Source organism: Rhizobium sp. BK098, from assembly GCF_014193155.1.
Taxonomy (GTDB): Bacteria; Pseudomonadota; Alphaproteobacteria; order Rhizobiales; family Rhizobiaceae; genus Rhizobium.
In genome coordinates, this window is sequence record NZ_JACHYY010000001.1 from 228,690 (window position 1) to 252,429 (window position 23,740).

A 23,740-nucleotide genomic window follows, 5' to 3' on the forward strand; every position below is an offset into this window, starting at 1 on the left:
AGTTTGACGTTGTGCAGGAAAGGGGGCGAAGTCGCGGCCAAAAAGAGGTTCGCGACATTAAATTTCGTCCATGATTTGAGGCGTAAAGCCTTTGTTTTCAATCAGAAATCTGTGGGAACGCCGCCCTCTGCCTTGCGCTTAGCGACAAAGGCATCGAGTTCCTCCTCGATTGCGGGATCGAGCGGGGGCCGTTCATAACGCTCGAGCGTTTCCTTATAGACGCGGTTGGCGTGATCGTAAGTCGTAGGGCTCCCGGCTTCCGTCCACGTCTCGTTGTTTCGCCAGTCCGACAGGATCGGAGAATAGAAGGCGGTTTCGTAGCGGGCAAGCGTGTGCGCCGTGCCGAAATAGTGGCCGCCGGGGCCGACATCGCGCACGGCATCCAGTGCCAGGGCGTCGGCACTGACATCGAGCGGCTTCAGGAATTCCGCGACCATCTGCAGCATGTCGACATCGAGGATGAATTTCTCGAAGGAGGCGGTCAGCCCGCCCTCGCTCCAGCCGGCCGCATGCAGCACGAAATTGCCGCCGCCCTGGGTCAATGCCCACAATGACAGCGCTGATTCGTAGGCGGCCTGCGCATCGAGCGTGTTCGAGGCGTTGGTGTTCGAAGTGCGGTAGGGGATGCCGTAGCGGCGGGCGAGCTGGCCGCCCGCGATGACCGCCTTCATATATTCCGGCGTGCCGAAGGCGGGTGCGCCCGTCTTCATGTCGACGTTCGAGGTGAAGCCGCCATACATGACCGGCGCGCCCTTGCGCACCATCTGGGTGAAGGCGAGGCCGCAGAGCGCCTCGGCATTCTGCTGCACCAGCGCACCGGCGATGGTCACTGGCGCCATGGCGCCCGCCAGCGTGAACGGCGTCACCACGACCACCTGGCCGCGCGAGGACATTTCGATGATCCCCTGCAGCATCGGGCCGTCGAGACGCAGCGGCGAGGAGGAGTTGATGATGGTAAAGAGCGAGGGTTCGCGCTCCATCTGTTCCATGCTGATGCCGCGGCCGATGCGGGCGATCTCGATCGCGTCGAGATTGCGCTGCTGGCCGAGCGAATAGCAGTGAAAGGCCTTGTCGGTGAGCTTCACGATGTCGGAAAGGCAATCGAGATGGCGCACCGAGGCATGGATATCGATGGGTTCGACCGGATAGCCGCCGGTCATATGGATGATATCGAAGGACTGTGCGAGCTTGATGAGCTTGCGGAAATCCTCCTGATTGCCGGCTCTCCTGCCGCCGTCGCGGTCGGCGACGAAGGGGGCGGAGGCAACCTGCGCGAAGACGAGATTGCGGCCGCCGATCTCTACGTTTCTCATTGGGTTGCGGGCATGCAGCGTGAAGTTCGAGGGGATCGAAGCGATCAGCTCCATGATCATGTTGCGGTCGAAACGAACGCGTTCCCTGCCGGGCGTAACGTCCGCGCCGGCAGCCTTCATGCGCTCGCGCGCTTCCGGCAGAATGATATCCATGCCGATCTCTTCGAGAATGGTCAGCGACGCCTCGTGGATATCGTCGAGCGCTTCGGGCGACAGCAGCTCCGTGCGAGCGAGATTGTTGACGAGGTTGAGGTATTTCGTGCCGCTCGGTTTGCGGCTGCGCTCGGCCCCGCGTCCTCCAGCCCGCCGCCGCCGTTCGCCCGTTGCCGTTGCGATCTGCGCTTCGTTCAAGGTCAGGCTTTCTTCGTCGCTCATGGCGCTCGCTCCCAATGATCCGCTGACGGATTCTTGGCAGAGTTTCCCCCGGTATGCCGCCGTCGTTTGCGACCAAGGCATGACCGTTATAGGACAGTGCATGGTCTGAACGCGACGTCGGTGCGATGGTTTAAACATGGTTAACGCCTTGTTAAAGCCAATTATGCTAGAGCGTCGTTCCATGAACTATCATGCGCGGTGAAAAGAGAGGCTCCGTTTGACCTTGGACGGTGAACTGCTCGACATAGCGTGCCGCCGGATCGCCAGTCTGGACAGGCCCGCCTACATCAAGAACAGCGAGCTTCGTTACGTCGCCGTCAACGATGCCTATGCGCGGTTCTTCGGGCACGATATCTCTGATTTCATCGGCAATCGCAGTCACGATCTCCTCGATGCCGGGGAGAGCGCCGACAGGGAAGATAGGGAGCGCCGGGCACTGGTCTTCGGTTCGGAAGAGATGGCACTGTGCTTCGACGCATCCGGCCGTGAGCGATCGCGCATTCAGATCGAGAGTTTTTCTCCTTCGGAAGACCGCGTCTATATTTTCGGTGTGTTTCTGGAAGCGCCCGCGAGGAGACTGCATCAGGATCTCGACAATATTCTTCGCTCGATGCCGATCGGTGTTCTGATCCATGACAGCGGCTACGTCGTCGAATACGTGAATGACGCCTTCTATGACATTTTCGAATTCTCGAAGGACGAGCGCTTCGAAGGCCGCCCCTATCGGGATCTCATCGCAAAACACTATGAGCTGGCGCGTTTCGATTCCGACGGCCGTAGCATCGACGACATTTATCAAGCGCGCCTGGCGGCACTGCGCAAGGCTGGCGAGCATCTGCAAACGGAAGTGAATTTTACCGACGGCAAATCCGTCATCATCGATGCGCGCCGCATCGCCAATGGGCGGACGCTGATGTCTTATACGGACATCTCCGCCGTCAAGCAGCAATTCCGTGAGATCACCGAAGCCCGGCTGGCGCTGGAACGCCTCGGCGAGCTGATGGCGGATGCCATGCAGGCCATGTCCCAAGGCCTACTGATCGTTCAGGACGGTACGATCATGCTGGCCAACGACCGGCTGAAGGATATGTTGAAGCTGCCAGCCGATCTCCTCGAGGTCGGTAAAAACTGGTCTGCGGCCTTCGATTATTGCGCGCAACGCGGGGACTTCGGTGAGGATGCCGAGGCTTTGCGGGCGTCCTGGGGGGAGAGCATTGCTGCCGGCAAGCCGATCTCCTGTGTATTCCAGATCAAAGGCGACCGCTGGATGCAACTGGACGCCGCCCTCGGCGAGCATCGCCGCTGGACCGTGGCGCTGACCGATGTCACCGAGATGAAGGAACGCGAGGCGGATTTGCAGCTGCTCCTGGCGCGCAGCAATGCCGCGGACCGGGCGAAATCCGAATTCCTGACGCATATGAGCCATGAAATCCGCACGCCTATGAATGGCGTTCTCGGCATGGCGGAACTGCTTGGCAAGACTGATCTCGATGCGAGGCAGAAGACCTTCGTCGATATCATCGTCAAGTCGGGCAATGCGCTGCTGACCATCATCAACGACATTCTCGATTTTTCCCGCATCGATACCGGCGAAATGCATCTGCGCAAGATGGCATTCGATCCCGCCGAGGCTGTCGAAGATATCGCGACCCTGTTGGCTGCGGCCGCATCGGAGAAAAATATCGAGCTGATGGTGCGCATCGCTCCCGGTGTGCCGGCGGCGATACTCGGCGATGCCGGTCGTTTTCGGCAGATCGTGACCAATCTCGTCGGCAATGCGATCAAGTTCACAGAGCGCGGTCATGTGCTGGTCGAGCTGGATAGCCAGCCCTCATCGGACGACAACATATTGCTCATGCTGCGTGTCGAAGATACCGGGATCGGCATACCGGAAGAAAAGCTCGATACGATCTTCGACAAATTTTCATTGGCGGATTCGTCTTTTGCGCGGCGGCTTGAAGGCTCGGGTCTTGGTCTCGCCATCACGGCCGGTCTCGTCGATCTGTTCGGCGGTTCGCTGTCGGTGGAGAGCGAATGGGGCAAGGGGTCGGTTTTCACCGTCCATCTGCCGATGCCGTTGGTTGCCGCGCGCGGCAAAGTCGCGGAGCTGCCGGCCAATGTCAGGGATGCCCGCGTCCTGATCGTGGAAGACGACGCGATCCATCGGCGCATCTTGAGCGAACAGTTGCTGCAATGGGGTTTCGACGGGCATGTCGCCGAGGATGGCAGGATCGCGCTCGCCATTCTGGAAGCTGCCTTCGATATGGGCGTGTCGGTCGATGCGATTATCGTCGACTACAGCATGCCCGGCATGAATGGCTATCAGATCGCGAACGCATTGCGCGCCGATCCGCGTTTTTGCGCTCTGCCGATCGTGTTCCTGACGTCGATGGGCGTCGCCGGTAGCGATAGGGAATTCGCCGCCGTCAACGGCCAGGCGCATCTTATGAAGCCTGTGAGGGCCAATGTGCTGCGCGGCACGATCATCGATGTCGTGCGCGCGTCGCGGCGGAAGAAACTTGGAGAGCGATTAGGCCCCGTTGAACGTCGGCTACCGATAGAGACGGAAGCCGCAGCCGCGATCGAGGCCACCGATCGGATGACGTCGGCCAAGTCAGGCAATACCATCGACGTTCTCGTCGCCGAGGACAATGAGGTGAACCAGATCGTCTTCACGCAGATCCTGCAGGCGACCGGCCTGCGGTTTCTCGTCGTGGAGAATGGCCAGGCGGCCGTGGACGCATGGCGCCAGCTCCGGCCGTCGCTGATCCTCATGGATGTATCCATGCCGGTCATGAATGGTCATCAGGCGACCCGTACGATCCGGCAGCTCGAGACGCAGGCCGGGCAGGGATGGCATGTTCCCATCGTCGGGGTGACCGCGCAGGCCCTGGATGTCGATCGCATGATGTGCATGCAGTCGGGCATGGACGATTGCATATCCAAGCCAATCAGCCCCGAACTCCTTGAGACGAAGATCCAGCAATATCTCGGTAATGTCGTTTTCCGGGAGGATCGGTCCAAGAACTAGGGTTCCGATCTTTAGACTTGAGCGCATGGCTGAATGCGGCCTTTGTGCAATCGCAACTGTCGCAGCCATCAGCCATCGGTGCAAACGGTAACGGCCTTCCAGGCTTCGATCTCCTGCTTGAGGCGCTCGATCCTATCAGTCACAAGTCCAAGAGCATCGCTGCCCAGCAGGAGTTGCGGTGGGGGCGTGTCGGACTCGATCAAGTCCAGAACGGCAGCCGCAAGCTTGTCGGGATCGCCGAGCTGCTTACCGCTTTTGGATTGCCGCGCCTGCCGAATCGGATCGAACAGCGCATCATAGTCCGCGATTGATCGCTCGGTCCGGACCATCGAGCGCCCGGCCCAGTCGGTCCGGAAGGAGCCGGGGCAAAGGGCGGTCACCCGAACGCCGAATGGTGCCATCTCCGCTCGCATGACCTCCGAGATGCCCTGAAGGGCGAACTTGCTTCCGCAATAATAGGCGATGCCGGGCATGGTGATCATGCCGCCCATAGAGGTGACGTTGACGATGAAGCCGCTGCGCCTTTCGCGGAAGCGCGGCAGGAAGGCCTTGGCGACCGCAACGGCGCCGAAGACGTTCACGTCGAACTGGCGGCGCATCTCCTCAAGGGGCGACTCTTCAAGAATTCCCTCGTGGCCGTAGCCGGCATTGTTGATTAGCACGTCGACCAATCCATGATCTTCCTCCGCCTGCCGAACGACATCCGCTATGCGGTCGAACTCCGTCACATCGCACAGGATGGGCCGCACTGCCGGCAAGCGTTCTGTCAGGGCTGCCCGCGACTGTTCCGAGCGGATGGTGCCGATAACCTTGTGGCCATTCCGGATCGCGGCGGCTGCAATTGCGAAGCCGAAGCCCGAATTCGCTCCGGTGATGAAAAATGTCTTCTGTGACATGGTCGAAATCTCGTCTTGATTGCTTGATGCCTATGACAGATAGTCTTCGAAATCATCGCCTGCGATTGCAAAACCTATGGGTATCTTGCCAAATCCTATGAAACCGAGCGATGAGGGTTCAAAGCGCCGGGAGTTGGTAGAGCTGGCAGGCCGTCTTGCTCCCGGCCAGGGATACAACCCAACGGCACTTGCCAGTGTCCGCATTCTCAGGACCGAAGCGATCCTTCATGATGTTCCCGTGCTCTACAAACCTGGCGCGGTCTTCGTCCTGCAGGGCCGAAAGCAGGGCATGCTTGAAGGCGAGGTCTATCTCTACGATGAGGAGCATTATCTGGCCGTGTCGGTGCCCGTTCCGTTCCGGATGGAATCGTCAGCCAGCGTCGAACGCCCTTTGCTTGCCGTTTATCTCGAGTTCCACATGCTTCTCGCTGCGGAGATCGCCTCGGACGTGGGGGCGAGACAGTCCGGAGCAGCGACCGGCAAAGTGAGAAGCCTGATATCGAGCAGAATGGAGCCGATGATCGAGGATGTCTTGCTGCGTTTGCTGCGGGCGCTCAGCGATCCTGTTGAGCTTGCGGTTCTGGGAACAGGCATCCTGCGTGAGCTGCACTACCGGGTTCTGGTCGGCCCGCAAGGCGGAGCGATGATCTCAGCTCTTCAGCAACAGGGCATTTCCGGGAAGATCGTGCGAAGTCTGGCCCGATTGCGCGAAGCCTACAATTCCGAGATTTCGGTTGCCGCGCTGGCGCGTGAGGCGGGGATGAGCGTTCCCTCCTACCACGTCCATTTCAAAGCCCTGACGGGCAGCAGTCCGATGCAATATCTGAAGGCAATGCGGCTCCACGAGGCGCGGTTGATGATCGCGCGCCACGACGGAACGATTGCGGAGGTGGCGGCATCGGTCGGCTATGCCAGTCCTGCTCAGTTCAGCCGAGACTTCAAACGGCATTTCCGGCGGACGGCCTCGGAAGAGGCCAAGTGGGTTCGCCAGCATCTTGGCGAGCTCATCTGAATCTCACGAGATGGTTGCCGCCTGGCCTGTACATCGGCCTCAGGCCGGCTTGATGCCGCAGAGCATTTCGCGCTTGCCGGCGAAGCCTTGGCGTCGTTCCACCACAAATCCTGCCGCCTGCAGGTTTCGTCGCACGAAGCCAGCCGCCGCATAGGTGGCGAAAGTGCCGTTCGGAACCGTCTTATCGTGAAGCGTCTGCATCAGTTCCGGCGACCACATGTCGGCATTGCGGGAGGGTGCGAAACCGTCGAGATACCAGGCGTCAAAGCCCTGTTCGGCGCGGCTGACACCTTCGAGAGCCGGACCGCAGACGACGCTGAGGCATGTATGCGCATCGAGCCTCAGGGACACGACACCCTGCGGCTTGTCCGGCCACGCGGCGGCAAGCGCCTGGCGCTCCCTATCAATCTGGGGCCAGTGCGACAAGGCACGGTCGATTTCCTCGGCCCGCATCGGATAGAGTTCGAAGGACATGAAGTGCAGGTTCGAACCGGGGGCAGCCTTCTGCTGCCACTGGCGCCAGGTTTCGCAGAAATTCAGGCCGGTGCCGAAACCGAGTTCACCGATGAGAAAATCCTGCCGTCCCTGCCAGCGGTCGGGAAGGCCATTGCCGGCCAGGAAGACATGGCCGCATTCCAACCGGCCGTCGGTCTGGCAATAAAAATGGTCGCCAAATGCGGTCGAATAGGGCATATCGCCGTCGCGCCATTCGAGCTCCGCGCTTGCTGCAGACGTTTCGGACGCCTTGGTCCGATCGGAAACTGGATTTGTCATGGAAAGAGCCGATAATCCTCCAAGAGTTGCTGGTCAATCGTCCGTCGATCTGTTGATTGTCGGTGGCGGGATCATGGGCCTGTGGGCGGCCGTTCATGCCGAGCGTCTTGGTATCCAAGTGCTGCTCGTCGAAGCTGGCCGTCTCGGGCAGGGGGCGAGCGGTGGCCTGCTTGGCGCGCTGATGCCGCACATGCCGGATAAATGGTCGGACAAGAAGCAGTTTCAGTTCGATGCGCTTGTCGCACTCGAGGAAGAGATCTCGATCCTGGAAGCGGAGACCGGTCTTTCGGCTGGCTATTGCCGCGCCGGCCGGTTGATTCCGCTGCCGAAGCCGCATCTTAGGCAGATCGCGCTTGGCCATTCCCATGATGCGGAAACGCATTGGCGGCATGGGGATCGGCAGTTTCACTGGCATGTGCTGGATGCGGCGCCCGTCGAAGGCTGGGTCGAGCCGTCCCTTGCCGAAAGCGGATTTGTCCACGATACGCTGGCGGCGCGCGTCGCGCCGCGCGCGTTTCTGGAGGTCCTGCGGAGGTTTCTCGCAGCGGCGCGACATGTTCGGCTTTGCGAGGGCGTTACCGTCGAGAATATCGATCCGGAGCGCGGCATTGTGCGTTCAAGCGATGGCGACATTCGCTTCGGCCGTTGCATCCTTTCTGCCGGCTTTCGCTCGTTTCCGATCCTTGATGAATTAACGGAGGGACGCAAAGCCTCGCTCGGCCAACCGGTCAAAGGGCAAGCGGCGATGCTGAAGGCCGATGTCGACGGCGACATGCCTGTTATCTTCCGCGATGGCCTCTACATCGTTCCGCATGAGAATGGATTGGTCGCGGTCGGCAGCACGAGCGAGAACCGATTTGACGATCCCTTATCGACGGACGGGCAGCTCGATAACTTGCTCAATGCGGCGCGCATCATGGCGCCGGTGCTGGCTGGCGCGGACGTCGTCGAGCGTTGGGCGGGCTTGCGTCCGAAGGCTGTGGATCGTGATCCGATGGTGGGTGCGCATCCCGATCATCCCTCGCTGATTGCCCTGACTGGTGGCTTCAAGGTGAGCTTTGGGCTGGCGCATAGGCTCGCGGAGGCGGCGGTGGGTGAGGCGGTGGGCGCACCCGGTTGCTTCAACTTGCCGCCGAGTTTCACTTTAGCGAGTCATATTTCAGTCATATCACATAAAACGTGAATGCAAGCCTCTTTCGGGTCGTCAATCTGTCACGCAAATCACCTATCTCCTTGGCCATCGGTGCCGGTTCGGTCTGCCTGACGTTACGCCCTGGAGGAATTTTATGCGGTATGCCATTTGCTTCACACCGTCTGCGAGCGATCCGCTGACGCTTGTGGCGGCGAATTGGCTCGGCCGCAACGTCTATTCCGGCGAGATGGTCGATCCGCCGGCGGTCCGTGGGCTTGGTATCCATGAGATCGCCTTCTACACCGCGGTTCCGCGCCGCTACGGCTTCATGGGAATTTTAAAGGCGCCGTTCCGGTTGGCCGAGGATATGTCCGAGGCGGGGCTGCTGCGCGATCTGATGCGGTTCTCCGGCACGGTCGCGCCCTTCGAAATCCCGAGGCTTGAGGTCGCGCGGCTCGGCGGCGCGCTGGGCCTCGTTCCCTCCGCTCCAAGCCAGCAGATGCATTTCCTGGCGGCATCGCTGGTGCAGACCTTCGATCAATACAGGGCTCCCTTAAGCGAAGCCGAAATAGAGCGCATCGATCCGGATGGCCTGTCGGCGACGCAATTTGCCAATCTGCATCGCTGGGGGCATCCGCACGTCATGGACGAGTTCCGCTTTCAGATGATGCTGACGGGTACGGTAAGCCCCGCCGACATGGCGCGCATCGAGCGTGCGCTGCGCGATTTCTTCGAGCCTGCCTTGGCTGCGCCCATCCCCGTTTCCAACATCGCGCTCATGATGGAAGAAGGCGCCGGTGGTCCCTTCCGAGTACACTCGCTGCATCCTATGGGAAAGGTCAGCGCCCGCAAGATCGCCTAGATTAGCGGATGGCGTTCACGCCAATACCCCGCTTTGAAGCGAAAGTGATTTTCCCACTTTCCGTCTCGACTTTCGCGGCGTGGATGCTACCGTTCCGCGATCAGAGAAGGTGCTTCAATGTCGGAAATCTATCCCCGTAATCTTATCGGCTACGGCCGCCACACGCCGGATCCGAAATGGCCTGGCGATGCCCGCATCGCGGTGCAGTTTGTGATCAATTATGAGGAGGGCGGGGAAAGCTGCATTCTCGACGGTGATCCTGGGTCGGAAAACCTGCTGTCCGAGATCGTTGGCGCGGCCTCCTGGCCGAACCAGCGCAATCTCAATATGGAATCGATCTACGAATATGGCTCGCGTGCCGGCTTCTGGCGGCTGTGGCGCATGTTCACCGAACTCAAGGTTCAGGCGACGGTCTATGGCGTGACGCTGGCCATGGCGCGCAATCCGGAAGCGGTTGCCGCGATGAAGGAAGCCGGCTGGGAAATCGCCAGCCACGGCTATCGCTGGCTGGAATACAAGGATTTCTCCGAGGATCTGGAGCGCAAGCACATTCTCGAAGCCGTACGGCTGCATACCGAACTCACCGGCGAGCGGCCCTACGGCATGTACCAGGGCAAGCCGTCCGACAATACGCTGCGGCTCGTCATGGAGGAGGGCGGTTTCCTCTACTCCTCCGATTCTTATGCCGACGATCTGCCCTTCTGGGTCGATGGTCTGAACGGCAAGCCGTTCCTGATCATCCCCTATACGCTTGAGACCAACGATATGCGCTTTGCGACGCCGCAGGGCTTCAATTCCGGTGACCAGTTCTTCACCTATCTCAAGGATGCCTTCGACACGCTCTATGAAGAGGGCAAGCATGGTAGCCCAAAGATGATGTCTATCGGCCTGCATTGCCGTCTCGTCGGCCGCCCCGGTCGCGCCGCGGCCCTGCGCCGATTCATCGAATATGTGCAGAAGCACGACAAGGTCTGGATCCCGAAGCGGATCGAGATCGCCAACCACTGGTATGAGAATCACCTTCCCGGGGGCGCGCGCTGATATGATCTCGCGGGACGATTTTGTCGGCCGCTTCGGCGGTGTCTTCGAACATTCGCCTTTCGTTGCCGAGCGCGCCTATGATGCCGGCGCCATAGTCGAGCCGCTGACCTCCGGCGGCGTGCACGCTGCGCTGATTCGGGCCTTCCGTGCCGCCAGCGAGGCGGAGCGACTTGGCGTGCTGCGGGCACACCCCGATCTCGCCGGCCGGCTGGCGATTGCCGGCCAGCTGACCGAGGATAGCCGCAAGGAGCAGGCCGGAGCCGGGCTCGACCGGCTGACCCCCGAGGAACACGCCCGGTTTACCGAACTCAATGCTGCCTATGTGACGAAATTCGGCTTTCCGTTCATCATCGCGGTCAAGGGGCTCGGCAAGGACGATATTCTTGCCGCCTTCGAGACGCGTGTAGATAATAGCAGGGATGCGGAGTTTGCGACCGCAGCAGCTCAGGTCGAAAAGATCGCCTTGCTGCGTCTGCAATCCATGCTGCCTGAAGCCTGACGTATAGCCTCAGGGCTGCGTCCTTCCTGCGTCTGGCCCAGCGCGGGTTTTCCCATTGAGGTATGCGCTATTTTTCGATCTACTCATGGCTTAGTATCCGCTTGGCAGGATACTAAGCCATGGGGCCACGGAACGCATTGGACAGAGATAGAAGCGGATGGATGATTGGTGACGCCAAGAGGCGCGTCATCGCACCGGAATCGGGTATTGCTGGCGGAGGAAAGCCAGCATGAGCCTGGATCGACTGATTACCTACCTCGAACGCATGCAGGAGGCTGCATCCGAAACCGGCCATTTCCTTAGGGAAATCAATCAAGTGACATTCTCCAAGAATGTCGAGAAACAGCGCGCCGTCGGCATGAATCTTCTGCTGGTCGGCGAGGCTGCCACACGCATTGCCGAGGACTATCCGGAGTTTGTTGTTGACCATCCGGAGCTGCCTTGGCATGTGATGCAGGACTTCCGGAATCGGATTGCGCAAGGGTATGTCGACATCGAGTTGGCGGCCCTGTGGGATATCGCTCACAAATCTCTTCCGGAGTTGCTCCTGCAACTGGACTCCATTCGCCACTGGCGAGCGGAGGGCGAATAATCATTCAATGACACAGCATCTCGATATCAATCCTTTGACAAAGGCCGCATTCGCGCCGTTCGGCGATGTCATCGAGGCCGATCCAGCAACCATGCGGTACATTAATGGCGGCACGACAGAGCGTTTCCATGCTTTGTCCAGCGCCGAGGCTATCGGAGAGGGAGCGCGGGTTATCCTGAACCTCTTTCACGGCCAGCCGCGGGCTTTTCCCTTCTCGATCGACATGATGGAGCGCCATCCGTTCGGCAGCCAATGTTTCGTGCCGCTGAACGGCCGTCCGTTCCTCGTCGTCGTCGCAGAGGATGAGGGCGGCAAGCCCGGCAGGCCGAAGGTTTTCCTGGCGCGCGGCGACCAGGGCGTGAATTACCGGGTCAATGCCTGGCATTATCCGCTGATGGCACTCGACGAGCCAAGCGATTTCCTTATCGTGGATCGCGATGGGCCTGGAAACAATTTGGAAGAGTACTTCTTCGACACGCCCTTCATCATCGGAGCACCGACGCTATGACCGGACTGACCACCCATGTGCTCGATACCGCTCTCGGCAAGCCGGCCGAAGGCTTGGTGATAGATCTCTTCAGGATCGACGGCGATGCCCGCAGGCATTTGAAGACGGTTACGACCAACTCGGACGGTCGCGTGGATGGTGGTCCAATTCTCATCGGCGACAGCTTCGTTGCAGGCACTTACGAGCTGCTGTTTCGGGCCGGGGACTATCTGCGTGCCAGCGGCACCAAGTTGCCGGAGCCGGCTTTCCTTGATCTCGTGCCGATCCGCTTCGGCATCGCCGATACGACGGCGCATTATCATGTGCCGCTGCTGATCTCGCCCTACGGCTATTCCACCTATCGCGGGAGCTGAGACATGCGCTTTGCAGCTATTGCGGACATCCACGGCAATCATTTAGCGCTCGAGGCGGTGCTTGCGGATATCCGCAGACAGGGCATCACCAATATCGTCAATCTGGGCGATTGCTTCAGCGGCCCGCTTACCGCGGGCAAGACGGCGGACATGCTGCTGGAATTGAATGCGCCGACGGTGCGCGGCAATCACGACCGCTATCTGATCGAACTGGCGCCGGAGGCGATGCATGTTTCAGATCGGGCAGCGCATTCTGAATTGACGGAACGTCACCTTGAATGGCTGCGCGCCTTGCCGGTCAGCACAGTTTATCTGGATGAGGCTTATCTCTGCCACGCGACACCGGCTGATGACAATGTCTATTGGCTCGAATCCGTCTCTACGGACGGTCAGGTCTATCTGAAGCCTCTGGAAGAGATCGAGGCGCTGGCTGCCGGCATCGATCTTCCGCTCATCCTGTGCGGGCATACCCATATTCCGCGTGCCGTCAGGCTTTCCGATGGGCGCTTGATCGTCAATCCCGGCAGTGTCGGCTGCCCGGCCTATGACGATGATCTACCCTATTTTCATAAGGTGGAAGCCGGCCATCCCTTTGCTTCTTACGCCATTCTGGAAAAGACTGGTGATCATTGGCTGCCGGTCTTCCGCCAGGTCGTCTATGATCACTTGGCGATGGCGAAGCTCGCGGCGCAGAACGGCCGCGAGGAGTGGGCGAGCGGTCTTGCGACGGGCTGGCTGCGTTAGAAATCAGCTAGAATCGACCGATCCACGGCCTTGATGTCCCGCTTGCCGCAGAGGGCCATGGAAATATCCAGCTCCTTGCGGATGATCTCGAGTGCGAGCGTCACCCCGTCCTTGCCCATGGCGCCGAGGCCATAGAGGAAGGGGCGGCCGATGAAGGTGCCCTTGGCGCCGAGTGCTACGGCCTTGAGCACGTCCTGACCTGAGCGTACGCCGCCATCCATATGGACCTCGATCCTGTCGCCGACGGCATCGACGATCCGCGGCAGCATACTGATGGAGGAATGGGCGCCATCGAGCTGCCGACCGCCGTGATTGGAGACGATGATGGCGTCGGCGCCGGTATCGACGGCCGCTTTTGCATCCTCGACATCGAGAATGCCCTTGATGATCAGCGGGCCACCCCATTGCTCCTTGATCCAGGCGACATCGCTCCAGGAAAGCTTGGGGTCGAACTGCGAATGCGTCCAGTGCGACAGCGTCGTCATATCGGAAATATCCTTGGCATGGCCGATGATATTGCCGAAGGAGCGGCGCTTCGTCTTCAGCATGCCCATGCACCAACCCGGTCGCATCGCCATCTGCCAAAGGTTTTTCGCCGTCATTTTCGGTGGAGCCGACAATCCATTACGGATATCGTTGTGGCGCTGGCCGAGGATCTGCAGGTCGGCAGTCAGCACCAGCGCCGAGCATTTCGCCGCCTTGGCACGATGGATAAGGTCGAGGACGAAATCGCGATCCTTCATCACGTAGAGCTGGAACCAGAAGGGCTGCTTCGTCACCGAGGCGATGTCCTCGATCGAGCAGATGCTCATGGTCGACAGTGTGAAGGGTATGCCGAATTCCTCGGCCGCGCGCGCGGCCAGAATCTCGCCATCGGCGTGCTGCATGCCGGTCATCCCTGTCGGCGCCAGCGCCACCGGCATCGAGGCCTTTTGGCCGACCATCGTGGTCGCCAGCGACCGGTCGGAAATGTCGACGAGGACGCGCTGGCGCAGCTTGATCTTGGCGAAATCCGCCTCGTTCGCCTCATAAGTCGACTCCGTCCACGAACCGGAATCGGCATATTGGAAGAACATTTTCGGCACGCGCCGCTGCGCGAGCGTCTTCAGTTCGGCGATGGTCAGCGGCGCGGTCATGGCTCTTTGCCTTCTGAATAGTTATACGGAGGTGGGTTCGGATTGCCTCATTGCAGGGTCGATTTCATCGGCTGTCCGGCGACATAGGTCTCGACGACGGCGCGGTCGTCACCCATGGTCTGCAACAGGAACAGTTCTTCGGTGAGGCTTTTCGTCACCTCCATCTTCAGCGCCATGGCCGGGGTTGCGGCTGCGTTGAGGACGATGAGATCGGCTTCGGTTCCGGAGTCGAGCGTGCCGATCTTATCGACGAGGGAGAGAGACTCGGCATTCCCACGGGTCATGTAATAAAAGCTCTCCAACGGGTTCAGCCGCTCGCCGAGCAGCTGCTGGATCTTGTAGGCCTCGTCCATGGTGCGCAGCATGGAATAGCTGGAGCCGCCGCCGATATCGGTGGCGACACCGATGCGAACGGGTTTCTCGCGGCGAGCCAGCGCCTTCAGCGGGAAGAGGCCGGAGCCGAGGAAGAGGTTTGAGGTCGGGCAATGCACGGCGACGGCACCGGCTTCGCTCATCGCGTCGGCTTCGCGCTCGGAAAGATGGATCGCATGGCCGAACAGGCTCTTCGGTCCAAGTAGACCGTAATGCGCGTAGATATCGGTGTAGTCGATCGCGTCCGGATAAAGCTCGCAGGTAAACTTGATCTCGTCGTGGTTCTCGGAAAGATGTGTCTGGATATGCAGATCCGGGAATTCGCGGGCGAGCGCGGCCGTTGCCTCCATCTGCGCCGGCGTGGAGGTGATAGCGAAGCGTGGGGTGATGGCGACATGGTTGCGGCCCTTGCCGTGCCAGTCAGCGATCACCTGGCGGGTCTCGTCATAGCCCATTTCGGGCGTATCGAGCAGGCCCTGCGGGGCATGGCGATCCATCATCACCTTGCCGCCCACCATGCGCATGTTGCGGCGCATGGCTTCGGCAAAATAGGCGTCGGCGGAGGTCTTGTGCACAGAGCAGTAGGCGACGGCCGTCGTTGTGCCGTGGCGGATCATCTCGTCATAGAAATGCGTGGCGATACGCTCCGCATGCGCACTTTCCACGAAGCGGCATTCCTCGGGGAATGTATAGGTGTTCAGCCATTCCAGAAGGTTGGCGGCGTAGGAGGCGATTACCTGCATCTGCGGGAAATGCAGGTGCATGTCGATGAACCCCGGCAGGATCAGATGCGGCCGATGGTCGATTTCGGTTGCACCTTCCGGCGCCTGCGCCTTGATTTCGGCATAGCGGCCCGTCGCGACGATCAGGCCGTTTTCGATCAGCAGGCCGCCATCACTTTCATAAGTATAGCTGTCGGCATCATCAAGGCTTTGCGGCAGGCGCTTGAAGGAAAGCAGGCGGCCGCGCAGAAGGGTGGTCATTGGCTCTTTTCTCCGATGGAGCTTTCGAACCAGGCGACCAGCAGCTTGCGTTCCTCCGGCGTGACGTCGGTGACGTTGCCGGGCGGCATGGCATGGCTGCGGCCGGCCTGGATATAGATCTCCCGGGCATGCATAGCGATTTCCGCGTCATTTTCCAGCGTTACGCCCTTCGGCGGGCGGACAATCCCCTCATAGACGGGTTCGGCCGCATGGCACATGGAACAGCGCGTCGAGACCATCTGCTTGACCGCTGGGAAATGGGCGTCGGAGGCGAATTGCTGGAAGGCGGGAGCGACTGCGTTCGCTTCCTTCTCGCCAGTCAGCACCCTCGGAACGGTCGAGAGCCACATGATGACGATGAAAAGGACTATCGTGACGATCCAGGTCCAGGTCGGGCGGCCTTTGCGCGCATGCGTGGTGTTGAACCAGTGACGGATGGTGACGCCCATCAGGAACACCAGCGCTGCGATTATCCAGTTGAACTGCGTGCCGAAGGCCAGCGGATAGTGGTTCGACAACATGAAGAAGATGACGGGCAGCGTCAGGTAGTTGTTATGGAGTGAGCGCTGCTTAGCGATGCGGCCATATTTCGGGTCCGGCGTGCGGCCGGCGATGAGGTCGGCGACGACGATCTTCTGGTTGGGGATGATGATCATGAAGACGTTGGCAGACATGATCGTCGCGGTAAAAGCACCGAGATGCAGGAAGGCGGCGCGGCCTGTGAAGAGATGCGTATAGCCCCAGGCCATGAAGACCAGGATGGCATAAAGCACGATCATCAGCCCCCAGGTGTTGTTGCCGAGCGGCGACTTACACAGCAGGTCGTAGATGATCCAGCCGATGGCGAGCGACGCCAGCGAAATCAGGATCGCGACGGGAACGCTGACATCGAGCACGTGGCGATCGATGAGGAAGAGGTTGGCGCCGCCGTAATAGACGATGCACAGCATCAGGAAGCCGGATAGCCAGGTAAAATAGCTCTCATATTTGAACCAGGTCAGGTGCTCCGGCATCTGTGCGGGAGCCACGAGATATTTCTGGATGTGATAGAAACCGCCGCCGTGAACCTGCCATTCCTCGCCATAGGCGCCGGGCGGAAGATGCGGGCGCTTCACCAGTCCGAGATCGAGCGCGATGAAGTAGAAGGACGAACCGATCCAGGCAATGGCGGTTATGACGTGGAACCAGCGGGCGGCAAAGGCCAGCCATTCCCACGCTATGGCGTATTCGTACATTCAGTTCCCCTTTTTCTTCCTCCGACTCGATACCTTGCAGAATGTTGAGAGCGGATGGAAGAGGGGTGTTTGATGTGCCGGTAAAAAGCAGCGGTCTTGTCTAGTGTCCGGGGCGCATTAGATCAGATTATGGCAGTTATTTAATAGAATGCCATTGGCTGCTTGGAGCGGGCCGTGTCCGCGGCGGCCGTCTATTTTTTCGACGGAGAATTGCCCATGCGTGGTATTCTGGCGTTCGTATTTTTTCTTCTCTCCGCAGCCTTTGCTCTGGCGCACGAGGCGCCCTCCGGCTGGTCCTACGACCCTTATTGCTGCAATGGCGACAGCAAGACGGGCGATTGCGAGATGATTCCGTCGCGCACCGTCACCATCGTGCCCGGCGGCTATCGAGTGACGCTCAATCCTGGCGACCATCGCTATGTAACGCACGCGCATATCTTCAATCTGCCGCAGGGTAAGACGATGCGCTCCCCGGACGGAGCCTATCATCTCTGTCTGTTTCCGGACGAGAACACCCCGCGTTGCTTTTATGCGCCTGACATGGATTACTGAGCGCTATTCCAGCGGCATGCCGAATTCGCAGAGGAGCCAATCCCTGAAGGCGCGGATTCGCGGCGTATGACGCCTGTTTTCCGGATAGGCGATCCAGTAGTCCGTATTGTCGGACGAAAGAATATCAAAGGGTTGGATCAGCCGGCCAGAAGCGAGATCATCCGCATAGAATTCCGGGGTCAGGATGGCGACGCCCTGACCGGCCAATGCCGCGCTCGCCTCGAAGGACTGGGCGCCGAGCCTGCTGCGCGGCCGGCCCTGAAGGCCAGGGTCTGGAACACCGGCTTCCTGAAACCATTGAGCCCACCATGGGTCGCCTGCGTCGATGATGCGGAGCTTCAGAAGGTCTGCCGGTTCGTGTATGCCGCCGATCGTCTCCGCAAGCGCCGGGCTTAGCATCGGCGTAAAATAAACCTTCATCAGCAGGTGCGCACGTAGTCCCGGCCATTCGCCACGCCCGTGGCGGATGGCGATGTCGGCGGACTCCCGGGCGAAGTCTATGATCGAGCCCGAGGTATCCAGCCGGACAGCGATATTGGGATGCTTCAGCTGAAACGAACCGAGATGACGGGCCAGCCATTGCGAGGCGAAGGTGGGGGTCGAATGGATGCATAGCGTCGTTTCGACTTCGCCTCTGATCGAAGTCATGGCCTCCTGCACCATGGCAAAGGCTTCCGACACTTTCGGTGCAAGCTGTTCTCCGGCCTTGGTCAACAGAATCTGCCGCGGGCGGCGCAGGAATAGCGGCTCGCCCAAAGTCTCTTCCAGCAGCTTGATCTGATAGCTGACCGCCGTCTGTGTCATGCCAAGCTCTTCGCCGGCCCGCGTGAAACTGCCGTGCCGGGCGGCGGCCTCAAAGACGCGGAGCGCATTCAGCGGAAAGCGCATGGACAATTTCATGGATAAGTTCTCTTTATGTATGCAGACGATAGTTCGATTGGAATTTCAGCATTTTTCGCGCCAGACTGCAATTCATATCATTGATCTAACTGAGGTATCGTCATGGATTGCTATGTCGTGGAACAGGTGGAAACCGCAAGGCCAAGCATTCTGGCTCGTCTTCTGGAATCGGTGACGCAGGCCTTTGTCAGCCACGCGGAGCCGTCGCCGCATCTCGATCTTGATGAGATGTCGGACCGCCTGAAGCGGGACCTTGGATTTCTTGATGGGCGGGAGCCGCGTTATGAAGACTGCCGACTGTTGTAGGGGGTAGGGAGTGAAAGCCCAGAGAAGGACAATCACATCCCCTTCAGCCGCTCGACCGCCATGAGCACCCGTTCCGGTGTCGCCGGCGCATCGAGGCGCGGGCAGATGCGATAATCCGCGACGCTGGCGACCGCCATCGATAGTGCCTCCAGCACCGAGATCGGCAGCATGAAAGGTGGCTCGCCCACGGCCTTCGAGCGGCCGATGGTGGCCTCGGTATTTTCGGACCATTCCGCCAGCCGCACATTGAAAATCTTCGGACGGTCGGAAGCGAGCGGGATCTTGTAGGTGGACGGCGCGTGGGTGCGCAGCCGGCCCTTCGCATCCCACCAGAGCTCCTCCGTCGTCAGCCAGCCCATGCCCTGCACGAAGGCACCTTCGACCTGGCCGATATCGATCGCGGGGTTGAGGGAGCGACCGACGTCATGAAGGACATCGGCGCGGTCGATCAGGTATTCGCCCGTCAACGTATCGATCGACACTTCCGAGCAGGCGGCGCCATAGGAGAAATAATAGAAGGGCGTGCCGCGGCCGGCCTTGCGATCCCAATGGATCTTCGGCGTCTTGTAGAAGCCGGCAGCCGAGAGCTGGACGCGGGCGAAATAGGCCTGCTTGACGAAATCGGGGAAGGGGATTTCGTCTTCGCCGACACGCACGCGGTTTGGCAGAAACCGTACCTCCTCGGCACCGACACCCCATTTTTCGGCCGCGAAGGCGACGAGCCTTTCCTTGATCTGCCGGGCAGCGTCATAGGCTGCCATGCCATTCAGGTCGGAGCCGGAGGAGGCCGCTGTCGCCGATGTATTCGGCACCTTGCCTGTAGTCGTCGCGGTGATCTTCACGCGGTCGATATCGACCTGGAAACTATCGGCCAGAACCTGCGCCACCTTCACATAGAGGCCCTGGCCCATTTCAGTGCCGCCATGGTTCAGGTGGATCGAGCCATCCTGATAGATATGCACCAGCGCGCCTGCCTGGTTGAAGGCGGTCATGGTGAAGGAGATGCCGAATTTCACCGGCGTCAGCGCGATGCCCTTGCGGATGAAGCGGCTGGAACGGTTGAACTCGATGATGGCCTTGCGCCGCGCCTGATAGTCGGAACTCTGTTCCAGCTCGTCGACGATGCGGTTGATGATATTGTCCGTGACCTCCTGATGATAGGGGGTCAGCGTCCGGCCCGAGCCCGGCTGGCCGTAGAAATTGGCGCGGCGGATTTCGAGCGGGTCCTTGCCGAGCGCGTAGGCGATCTCCTCGATCATGCGCTCGCCGCCGACCATCCCTTGCGGGCCGCCGAAGCCGCGGAAAGCGGTGTTGGAGACGGTATGCGTCTTCAGTGGCTTCGAGACCAGATGCACATGCGGGTAGAAATAGCTGGAATCCGCATGGAACAGCGCGCGGTCGGTGACGGGGCCGGAAAGGTCGGAGGAAAAGCCGCAGCGCGCGGCATAGGTGGCGTCGACGGCCTGGATGCGGCCTTCGTCGTCGAAACCGACTTCGTAGTCCACGAGGAAATCGTGGCGCTTGCCGGTGGCGCTCATGTCCTCGTCGCGGTCCGGCCGGAATTTCACGGCGCAGCCGAGTTTCTTGGCGGCGACGGCAGCCAGCGCCGCAAACTGGTTGCCCTGCGTTTCCTTGCCGCCGAAGCCGCCGCCCATGCGGCGCACATTGACGGTGACGGCGTTGGACGGGATGTTCAGGACATGGCCGACGATGTGCTGGATTTCGCTCGGATGCTGCGTCGACGACCAGACGGCAACCTCATCGTCCTCGCCGGGGATCGCCATGGCGATATGGCTTTCGAGATAGAAGTGCTCCTGACCGCCGATGCGCATCTGCGCCTTGATCCGATGCTTGGAATTCGCCATCTCGGTTTCGGGCTCGCCGCGCTTCAGGGTCATCGGCTCGTAGACGAGCGGTGCGCCATTGGCCAGCGCGCCATCGATATCGCTCCAATGCGGCAGGTCGCGATAATCGATCTTGGCAAGACGCGCGGCACGCCGGGCGGCATCGCGGGTCTCGGCGATGACAGCGAAGATCGGCTGTCCGTGGAATTCGACCTTGGTCTCGGCGAGCAGCGGCTCATCATGCCTACCGTTGGAGCTGGTGTCGTTGACGCCGGGAATATCGGTCCCCGTGAAGACCCAGACGACGCCCGGATAGGCTTTTACTGCCGAGAGATCGATGCCGGCGATCTCGGCATGAGCACGGTCGGAAAGGCCGAGTGCGCCATGCAGCAGGCCGGCTGGTTCGGGAATGTCATCGATATAATCGGCGGCTCCGGTGACGTGCTTATGTGCGGAATCATGGCGTAACGAGCCGTGCATCGAGCCGTTGATGACCTTGCGCTCCTCGAAGGTGGATTTGTCCATGCTTCAAGCCTCCAGGGTTCCCCTTCTCCCCAGTGGGGAGAAGGTGGCCGACAGGCCGGATGAGGGGGATGCATCGCGAAGCGATGCGTGTCCTGAGACTGGATAAAAGGAAGCTTGCTCTTTGCCGTGTAACCCCCTCATCCGCCCTTCGGGCACCTTCTCCCCGAGGGGAGAAGGTGGAAGGAAGCGGCTGCCGTCATCCGGCGAAAAGTGCCGTGCCGTGCCTGAGAAATACGGTCGAATAAACCCGAAATCCGTCATCATGCCAGCACCTCGAAGCGTCTCAATTCCTGCGGCGCACCCGATGTTTCCAGGTAGAAGCGGATGAGAAGGTTCTTGGCGGTCAGCTGGCGGTATTCGGCCGAGGCGCGCCAATCGGTGAGCGGCGTGTAATCGGCGTCGAAGGCGTTGCGTGCGGCCATGACGGTTGCTTCCGTCCACGGCTTGCCGATCAATTCCGCCTCGACGGTGCGAGCGCGCTTCGGCGTACCGGCCATGCCGCCGAAGGCGATGCTGATATCTGCGACATTACCGGCTGAATCCAGTGACAGATGGAAGGCGCCGCAGGCGGCCGAAATATCCTCGTCACGGCGCTTGGAGATCTTGTAGACGGCGAAATGCGCATCCTTGGCCGGATAGGGCACGAAGATGCTCTCGACGAATTCGCCGGGATTGCGGTCCTGCTTGCCGTAATCGATGAAAAAATCTTCGAGCGGCAGGTTGCGCGTGCCTGCCGTCGAACGCAGCCTAACCGTTGCGCCAAGGGCGATCAGCGGCGGGGGTGTGTCGCCGATCGGCGAGCCGTTGGCGATATTGCCGCCGATCGTGCCCATGTTGCGCACCTGCTCGCCGCCGATACGGTTGATGAGGTTGGCAAAAGCGGGGATCTTTTCGGCGATAACAGCAAAGGCGCGGCTGTAGGTGACGCCGGCGCCGATGGTCAGGCCTGCATCTTCAAGGGTAATTTTCTGCAGATCGGTCAGATGGTTGACGAAGACGACCGGGTTCAGCCGGCGCATCTGCTTGGTGACCCAGAGGCCGACATCGGTCGACCCGGCAACGACGGTCGCGGTCGGCTCGTCGGCAAGCACCTGCGCCAGTGCCGATACTGAACCGGGCACGATGAGACGATCCTCGCCCTCGGAAATCTCGATGGTATCGCCACCCTGCATTGCCCAGAGGCGGGCGATGATATCGGCCCTGGTCTTTTCGAGCGGATCGAAGAGCGCGCTCGGCCGCTTCTGGCTCACCTGTTCGGCGGCCTTGACGATCGGCTCATACCCCGTGCAACGACAGAGATTGCCCTGCAGCGACTTTTCGATCTGCGCCCGGCTCGGCTTTTCCGTCGTCAGCCAGAGGCCATAGAGCGACATAACGAAGCCCGGCGTGCAGAAACCGCATTGCGAGCCGTGGCAATCGACCAGCGCCTGCTGCACTGGGTGAAGCGTGCCATTTTGAGCTGCAAGATTCTCGACGGTGACGACATGGGTCGCATGCAGCGAGCCGACGAAACGGATGCAGGCATTGACGGATTCATAGTACAGCCCGCCATCGATCAGCCGTCCCACAAGCACCGTGCAGGCGCCGCAATCGCCCTCCGCGCATCCTTCCTTCGTTCCCGTCAGCCGCCGGTTGAGACGCAGGAAGTCGAGCAGCGTCTCGGTGGGGCGCAGGCTGGATAGAATGATATCCTCGCCGTTGAGGATAAAGCGGATGCTGTCGCTCATGTCGTTCCCGTTTATTGTCCATTTTGCGGGGCCGGAGGCGCTCACGCGAATCCGGCCCTAACCGTCAATGGTTATTCCGCGGTCCAGCCACCGTCAATCGAGACATGCGTGCCGGTCACCTGGCGCGCCTCGTCGCTCGCAAGGTAGAGCGACAGGGCACCGATTTCCTCGGCCTTGACGAACTCATGCGTGGGCTGGGCCTTGAGGATGACTTCGTTCTTGACCTGCTCCTCGGTCATCCCGCGTGCCTTGGCCGTGTCCGGGATCTGCTTTTCCACAAGCGGGGTCAGGACGTAGCCAGGGCAAATGGCGTTCACCGTCACGCCGAATTCGGCAAGCTCGAGCGCCGCCGTTTTGGTCAGGCCTAATATACCATGTTTGGCCGCGACATAGGCGGCTTTGAAGGGCGAGGCGACCAAGCCATGCGCCGAGGCGATGTTGATGATGCGCCCGTATTTCTTCGCTTTCATCAGCGGAATGGCGGCGCGGATGGTGTGGAAGGAGCTGGAGAGATTGATCGCGATGATCTGATCCCATTTCTCGATCGGGAAATCCTCGATTTTCTCGACATGCTGAATGCCGGCATTGTTGACGAGGACATCGACGCTGCCGAAGGTGGAGTTGGCAGTCGCGATCAGATCGGCGATCTCGGCGGGCTTCGTCATGTCAGCCGGATGATAGATCACCTTGCCGCCGCCGGAAGCTTCGAGCTTCGCCTTGATCGCATCGATTTCCTCGGGCTTTCCGAAGCCGTTGATGACGACGTTATCGCCCTTGGCGGCGAAGGCGGCCGCGATGGCGAGGCCGATACCGCTTGTGGAACCGGTGACGACAACTGTTCTTGCCATGATCTTCTCCTTGGACAGCGCAGCTTCCTGCTGCAGTGCAAACCGTTTCAGCCTAGTCCCAAACCCGCGGATATGGCAATCGTAATGCTGCCAGCCCTTTGGCCACGATGCCGTGAACCGGAAAGTGTAGCCTTCAGCGAAAAAATTTCGTTTTGCTTTCTTTTCACATTCGTTTTGCTC

22 protein-coding genes are annotated in these 23,740 nt (G+C 60.2%); 12 read left to right on the plus strand and 10 right to left on the minus strand.

Annotated features, from left to right (window positions below; translation table 11 throughout):
• Positions 1-101: 101 nt before the first annotated feature.
• A complete protein-coding gene (locus FHT73_RS01115; protein WP_112604676.1) occupies positions 102-1,688 on the minus strand; it encodes a trimethylamine methyltransferase family protein in 1,587 nt (528 codons plus the stop codon).
• A gap of 217 nt (positions 1,689-1,905) precedes the next feature.
• Here FHT73_RS01115 and FHT73_RS01120 point away from each other — a divergent pair, with 217 nt between their 5' ends.
• The gene (locus tag FHT73_RS01120) at positions 1,906-4,719 is read left to right on the plus strand and encodes a response regulator (RefSeq protein ID WP_183709344.1); all 2,814 of its coding nucleotides are present in this window, start codon (positions 1,906-1,908) and stop codon (positions 4,717-4,719) included.
• Positions 4,720-4,787: 68 nt separating this feature from the next.
• On the opposite strand, the gene FHT73_RS01125 is transcribed toward FHT73_RS01120, so the two are convergent.
• Positions 4,788-5,615: an oxidoreductase gene (locus FHT73_RS01125; RefSeq protein ID WP_183709346.1), complete on the minus strand. Its 828-nt coding sequence runs from the start codon at positions 5,613-5,615 to the stop codon at positions 4,788-4,790.
• Between the two features lie 82 nt (positions 5,616-5,697).
• Here FHT73_RS01125 and FHT73_RS01130 point away from each other — a divergent pair, with 82 nt between their 5' ends.
• Entirely contained in the window at positions 5,698-6,627 is a 930-nt protein-coding gene (locus FHT73_RS01130) for an AraC family transcriptional regulator (RefSeq protein WP_183710117.1), read from the plus strand.
• A gap of 39 nt (positions 6,628-6,666) precedes the next feature.
• Here the strand turns inward: FHT73_RS01130 and mnmD are convergent, their stop codons facing one another.
• The gene (gene mnmD, locus FHT73_RS01135) at positions 6,667-7,401 is read right to left on the minus strand and encodes a tRNA (5-methylaminomethyl-2-thiouridine)(34)-methyltransferase MnmD (protein WP_183709348.1); all 735 of its coding nucleotides are present in this window, start codon (positions 7,399-7,401) and stop codon (positions 6,667-6,669) included.
• On the opposite strand from mnmD, the gene FHT73_RS01140 reads away from it, so the two are divergent.
• The 8 genes from FHT73_RS01140 (at position 7,400) to FHT73_RS01175 (ending at position 13,132) form a co-directional block, all read left to right on the plus strand.
• Positions 7,400-8,584 (plus strand): FAD-binding oxidoreductase, encoded by a 1,185-nt coding sequence (locus FHT73_RS01140; protein ID WP_183709350.1) that lies wholly within the window; start codon positions 7,400-7,402, stop codon positions 8,582-8,584. The genes mnmD and FHT73_RS01140 overlap by 2 nt on opposite strands.
• Before the next feature lie 103 nt (positions 8,585-8,687).
• Entirely contained in the window at positions 8,688-9,395 is a 708-nt protein-coding gene (locus FHT73_RS01145; protein ID WP_112334229.1) for a DUF1045 domain-containing protein, read from the plus strand.
• Positions 9,396-9,512: 117 nt separating this feature from the next.
• The gene (puuE, locus tag FHT73_RS01150) at positions 9,513-10,436 is read left to right on the plus strand and encodes an allantoinase PuuE (RefSeq protein ID WP_183709352.1); all 924 of its coding nucleotides are present in this window, start codon (positions 9,513-9,515) and stop codon (positions 10,434-10,436) included.
• 1 nt (position 10,437) lies between these two features.
• Positions 10,438-10,935 (plus strand): 2-oxo-4-hydroxy-4-carboxy-5-ureidoimidazoline decarboxylase, encoded by a 498-nt coding sequence (gene uraD / locus FHT73_RS01155; RefSeq protein ID WP_183709353.1) that lies wholly within the window; start codon positions 10,438-10,440, stop codon positions 10,933-10,935.
• Positions 10,936-11,164: 229 nt separating this feature from the next.
• Positions 11,165-11,527 (plus strand): HepT-like ribonuclease domain-containing protein, encoded by a 363-nt coding sequence (locus tag FHT73_RS01160; RefSeq protein WP_183709355.1) that lies wholly within the window; start codon positions 11,165-11,167, stop codon positions 11,525-11,527.
• A 7-nt stretch (positions 11,528-11,534) separates the two neighbouring features.
• Positions 11,535-12,035, plus strand: a complete 501-nt coding sequence (locus FHT73_RS01165; protein ID WP_183709357.1) for an ureidoglycolate lyase — start codon at positions 11,535-11,537, stop codon at positions 12,033-12,035.
• Positions 12,032-12,388, plus strand: coding sequence for a hydroxyisourate hydrolase (uraH, locus tag FHT73_RS01170; protein ID WP_183709359.1), 357 nt, complete (start codon positions 12,032-12,034; stop codon positions 12,386-12,388). The genes FHT73_RS01165 and uraH overlap by 4 nt, the downstream gene beginning before the upstream one ends.
• A 3-nt stretch (positions 12,389-12,391) precedes the next feature.
• Positions 12,392-13,132 carry a metallophosphoesterase family protein gene (locus FHT73_RS01175; RefSeq protein ID WP_183709360.1) on the plus strand — a complete coding sequence of 247 codons (741 nt, stop codon included), beginning with the start codon at positions 12,392-12,394 and terminating at the stop codon, positions 13,130-13,132.
• On the opposite strand, the gene FHT73_RS01180 is transcribed toward FHT73_RS01175, so the two are convergent.
• From FHT73_RS01180 to puuD, 3 genes are read right to left on the minus strand one after another with little or no spacing between them, the layout of a single operon-like run.
• Positions 13,129-14,268, minus strand: a complete 1,140-nt coding sequence (locus tag FHT73_RS01180; protein ID WP_183709361.1) for an alpha-hydroxy acid oxidase — start codon at positions 14,266-14,268, stop codon at positions 13,129-13,131. The genes FHT73_RS01175 and FHT73_RS01180 overlap by 4 nt on opposite strands.
• A gap of 47 nt (positions 14,269-14,315) precedes the next feature.
• A complete protein-coding gene (guaD, locus tag FHT73_RS01185; protein ID WP_183709363.1) occupies positions 14,316-15,623 on the minus strand; it encodes a guanine deaminase in 1,308 nt (435 codons plus the stop codon).
• Positions 15,620-16,858, minus strand: coding sequence for a urate hydroxylase PuuD (puuD, locus tag FHT73_RS01190; protein ID WP_183709365.1), 1,239 nt, complete (start codon positions 16,856-16,858; stop codon positions 15,620-15,622). Before puuD ends, guaD begins: the two co-directional genes overlap by 4 nt.
• Before the next feature lie 216 nt (positions 16,859-17,074).
• Between puuD and FHT73_RS01195 the strand changes: the two genes are divergently transcribed.
• Positions 17,075-17,410 (plus strand): hypothetical protein, encoded by a 336-nt coding sequence (locus FHT73_RS01195; RefSeq protein WP_015340716.1) that lies wholly within the window; start codon positions 17,075-17,077, stop codon positions 17,408-17,410.
• 3 nt (positions 17,411-17,413) lie between these two features.
• Here the strand turns inward: FHT73_RS01195 and FHT73_RS01200 are convergent, their stop codons facing one another.
• Positions 17,414-18,310 (minus strand): LysR substrate-binding domain-containing protein, encoded by an 897-nt coding sequence (locus tag FHT73_RS01200; RefSeq protein ID WP_112604717.1) that lies wholly within the window; start codon positions 18,308-18,310, stop codon positions 17,414-17,416.
• A gap of 102 nt (positions 18,311-18,412) precedes the next feature.
• Between FHT73_RS01200 and FHT73_RS01205 the strand changes: the two genes are divergently transcribed.
• Complete coding sequence (locus FHT73_RS01205) at positions 18,413-18,616, plus strand: hypothetical protein (protein WP_112604720.1); 204 nt, start codon at positions 18,413-18,415, stop codon at positions 18,614-18,616.
• 32 nt (positions 18,617-18,648) lie between these two features.
• Here FHT73_RS01205 and xdhB read toward each other — a convergent pair whose 3' ends face one another.
• The 3 genes from xdhB to FHT73_RS01220 form a co-directional block, all read right to left on the minus strand.
• Positions 18,649-20,985 carry a xanthine dehydrogenase molybdopterin binding subunit gene (xdhB, locus tag FHT73_RS01210; RefSeq protein ID WP_183709367.1) on the minus strand — a complete coding sequence of 779 codons (2,337 nt, stop codon included), beginning with the start codon at positions 20,983-20,985 and terminating at the stop codon, positions 18,649-18,651.
• A gap of 260 nt (positions 20,986-21,245) precedes the next feature.
• Complete coding sequence (gene xdhA / locus FHT73_RS01215; RefSeq protein ID WP_183709369.1) at positions 21,246-22,712, minus strand: xanthine dehydrogenase small subunit; 1,467 nt, start codon at positions 22,710-22,712, stop codon at positions 21,246-21,248.
• Positions 22,713-22,783: 71 nt separating this feature from the next.
• Positions 22,784-23,560: a 3-hydroxybutyrate dehydrogenase gene (locus FHT73_RS01220; RefSeq protein WP_183709371.1), complete on the minus strand. Its 777-nt coding sequence runs from the start codon at positions 23,558-23,560 to the stop codon at positions 22,784-22,786.
• Between the last annotated feature and the right edge of the window lie 180 nt (positions 23,561-23,740).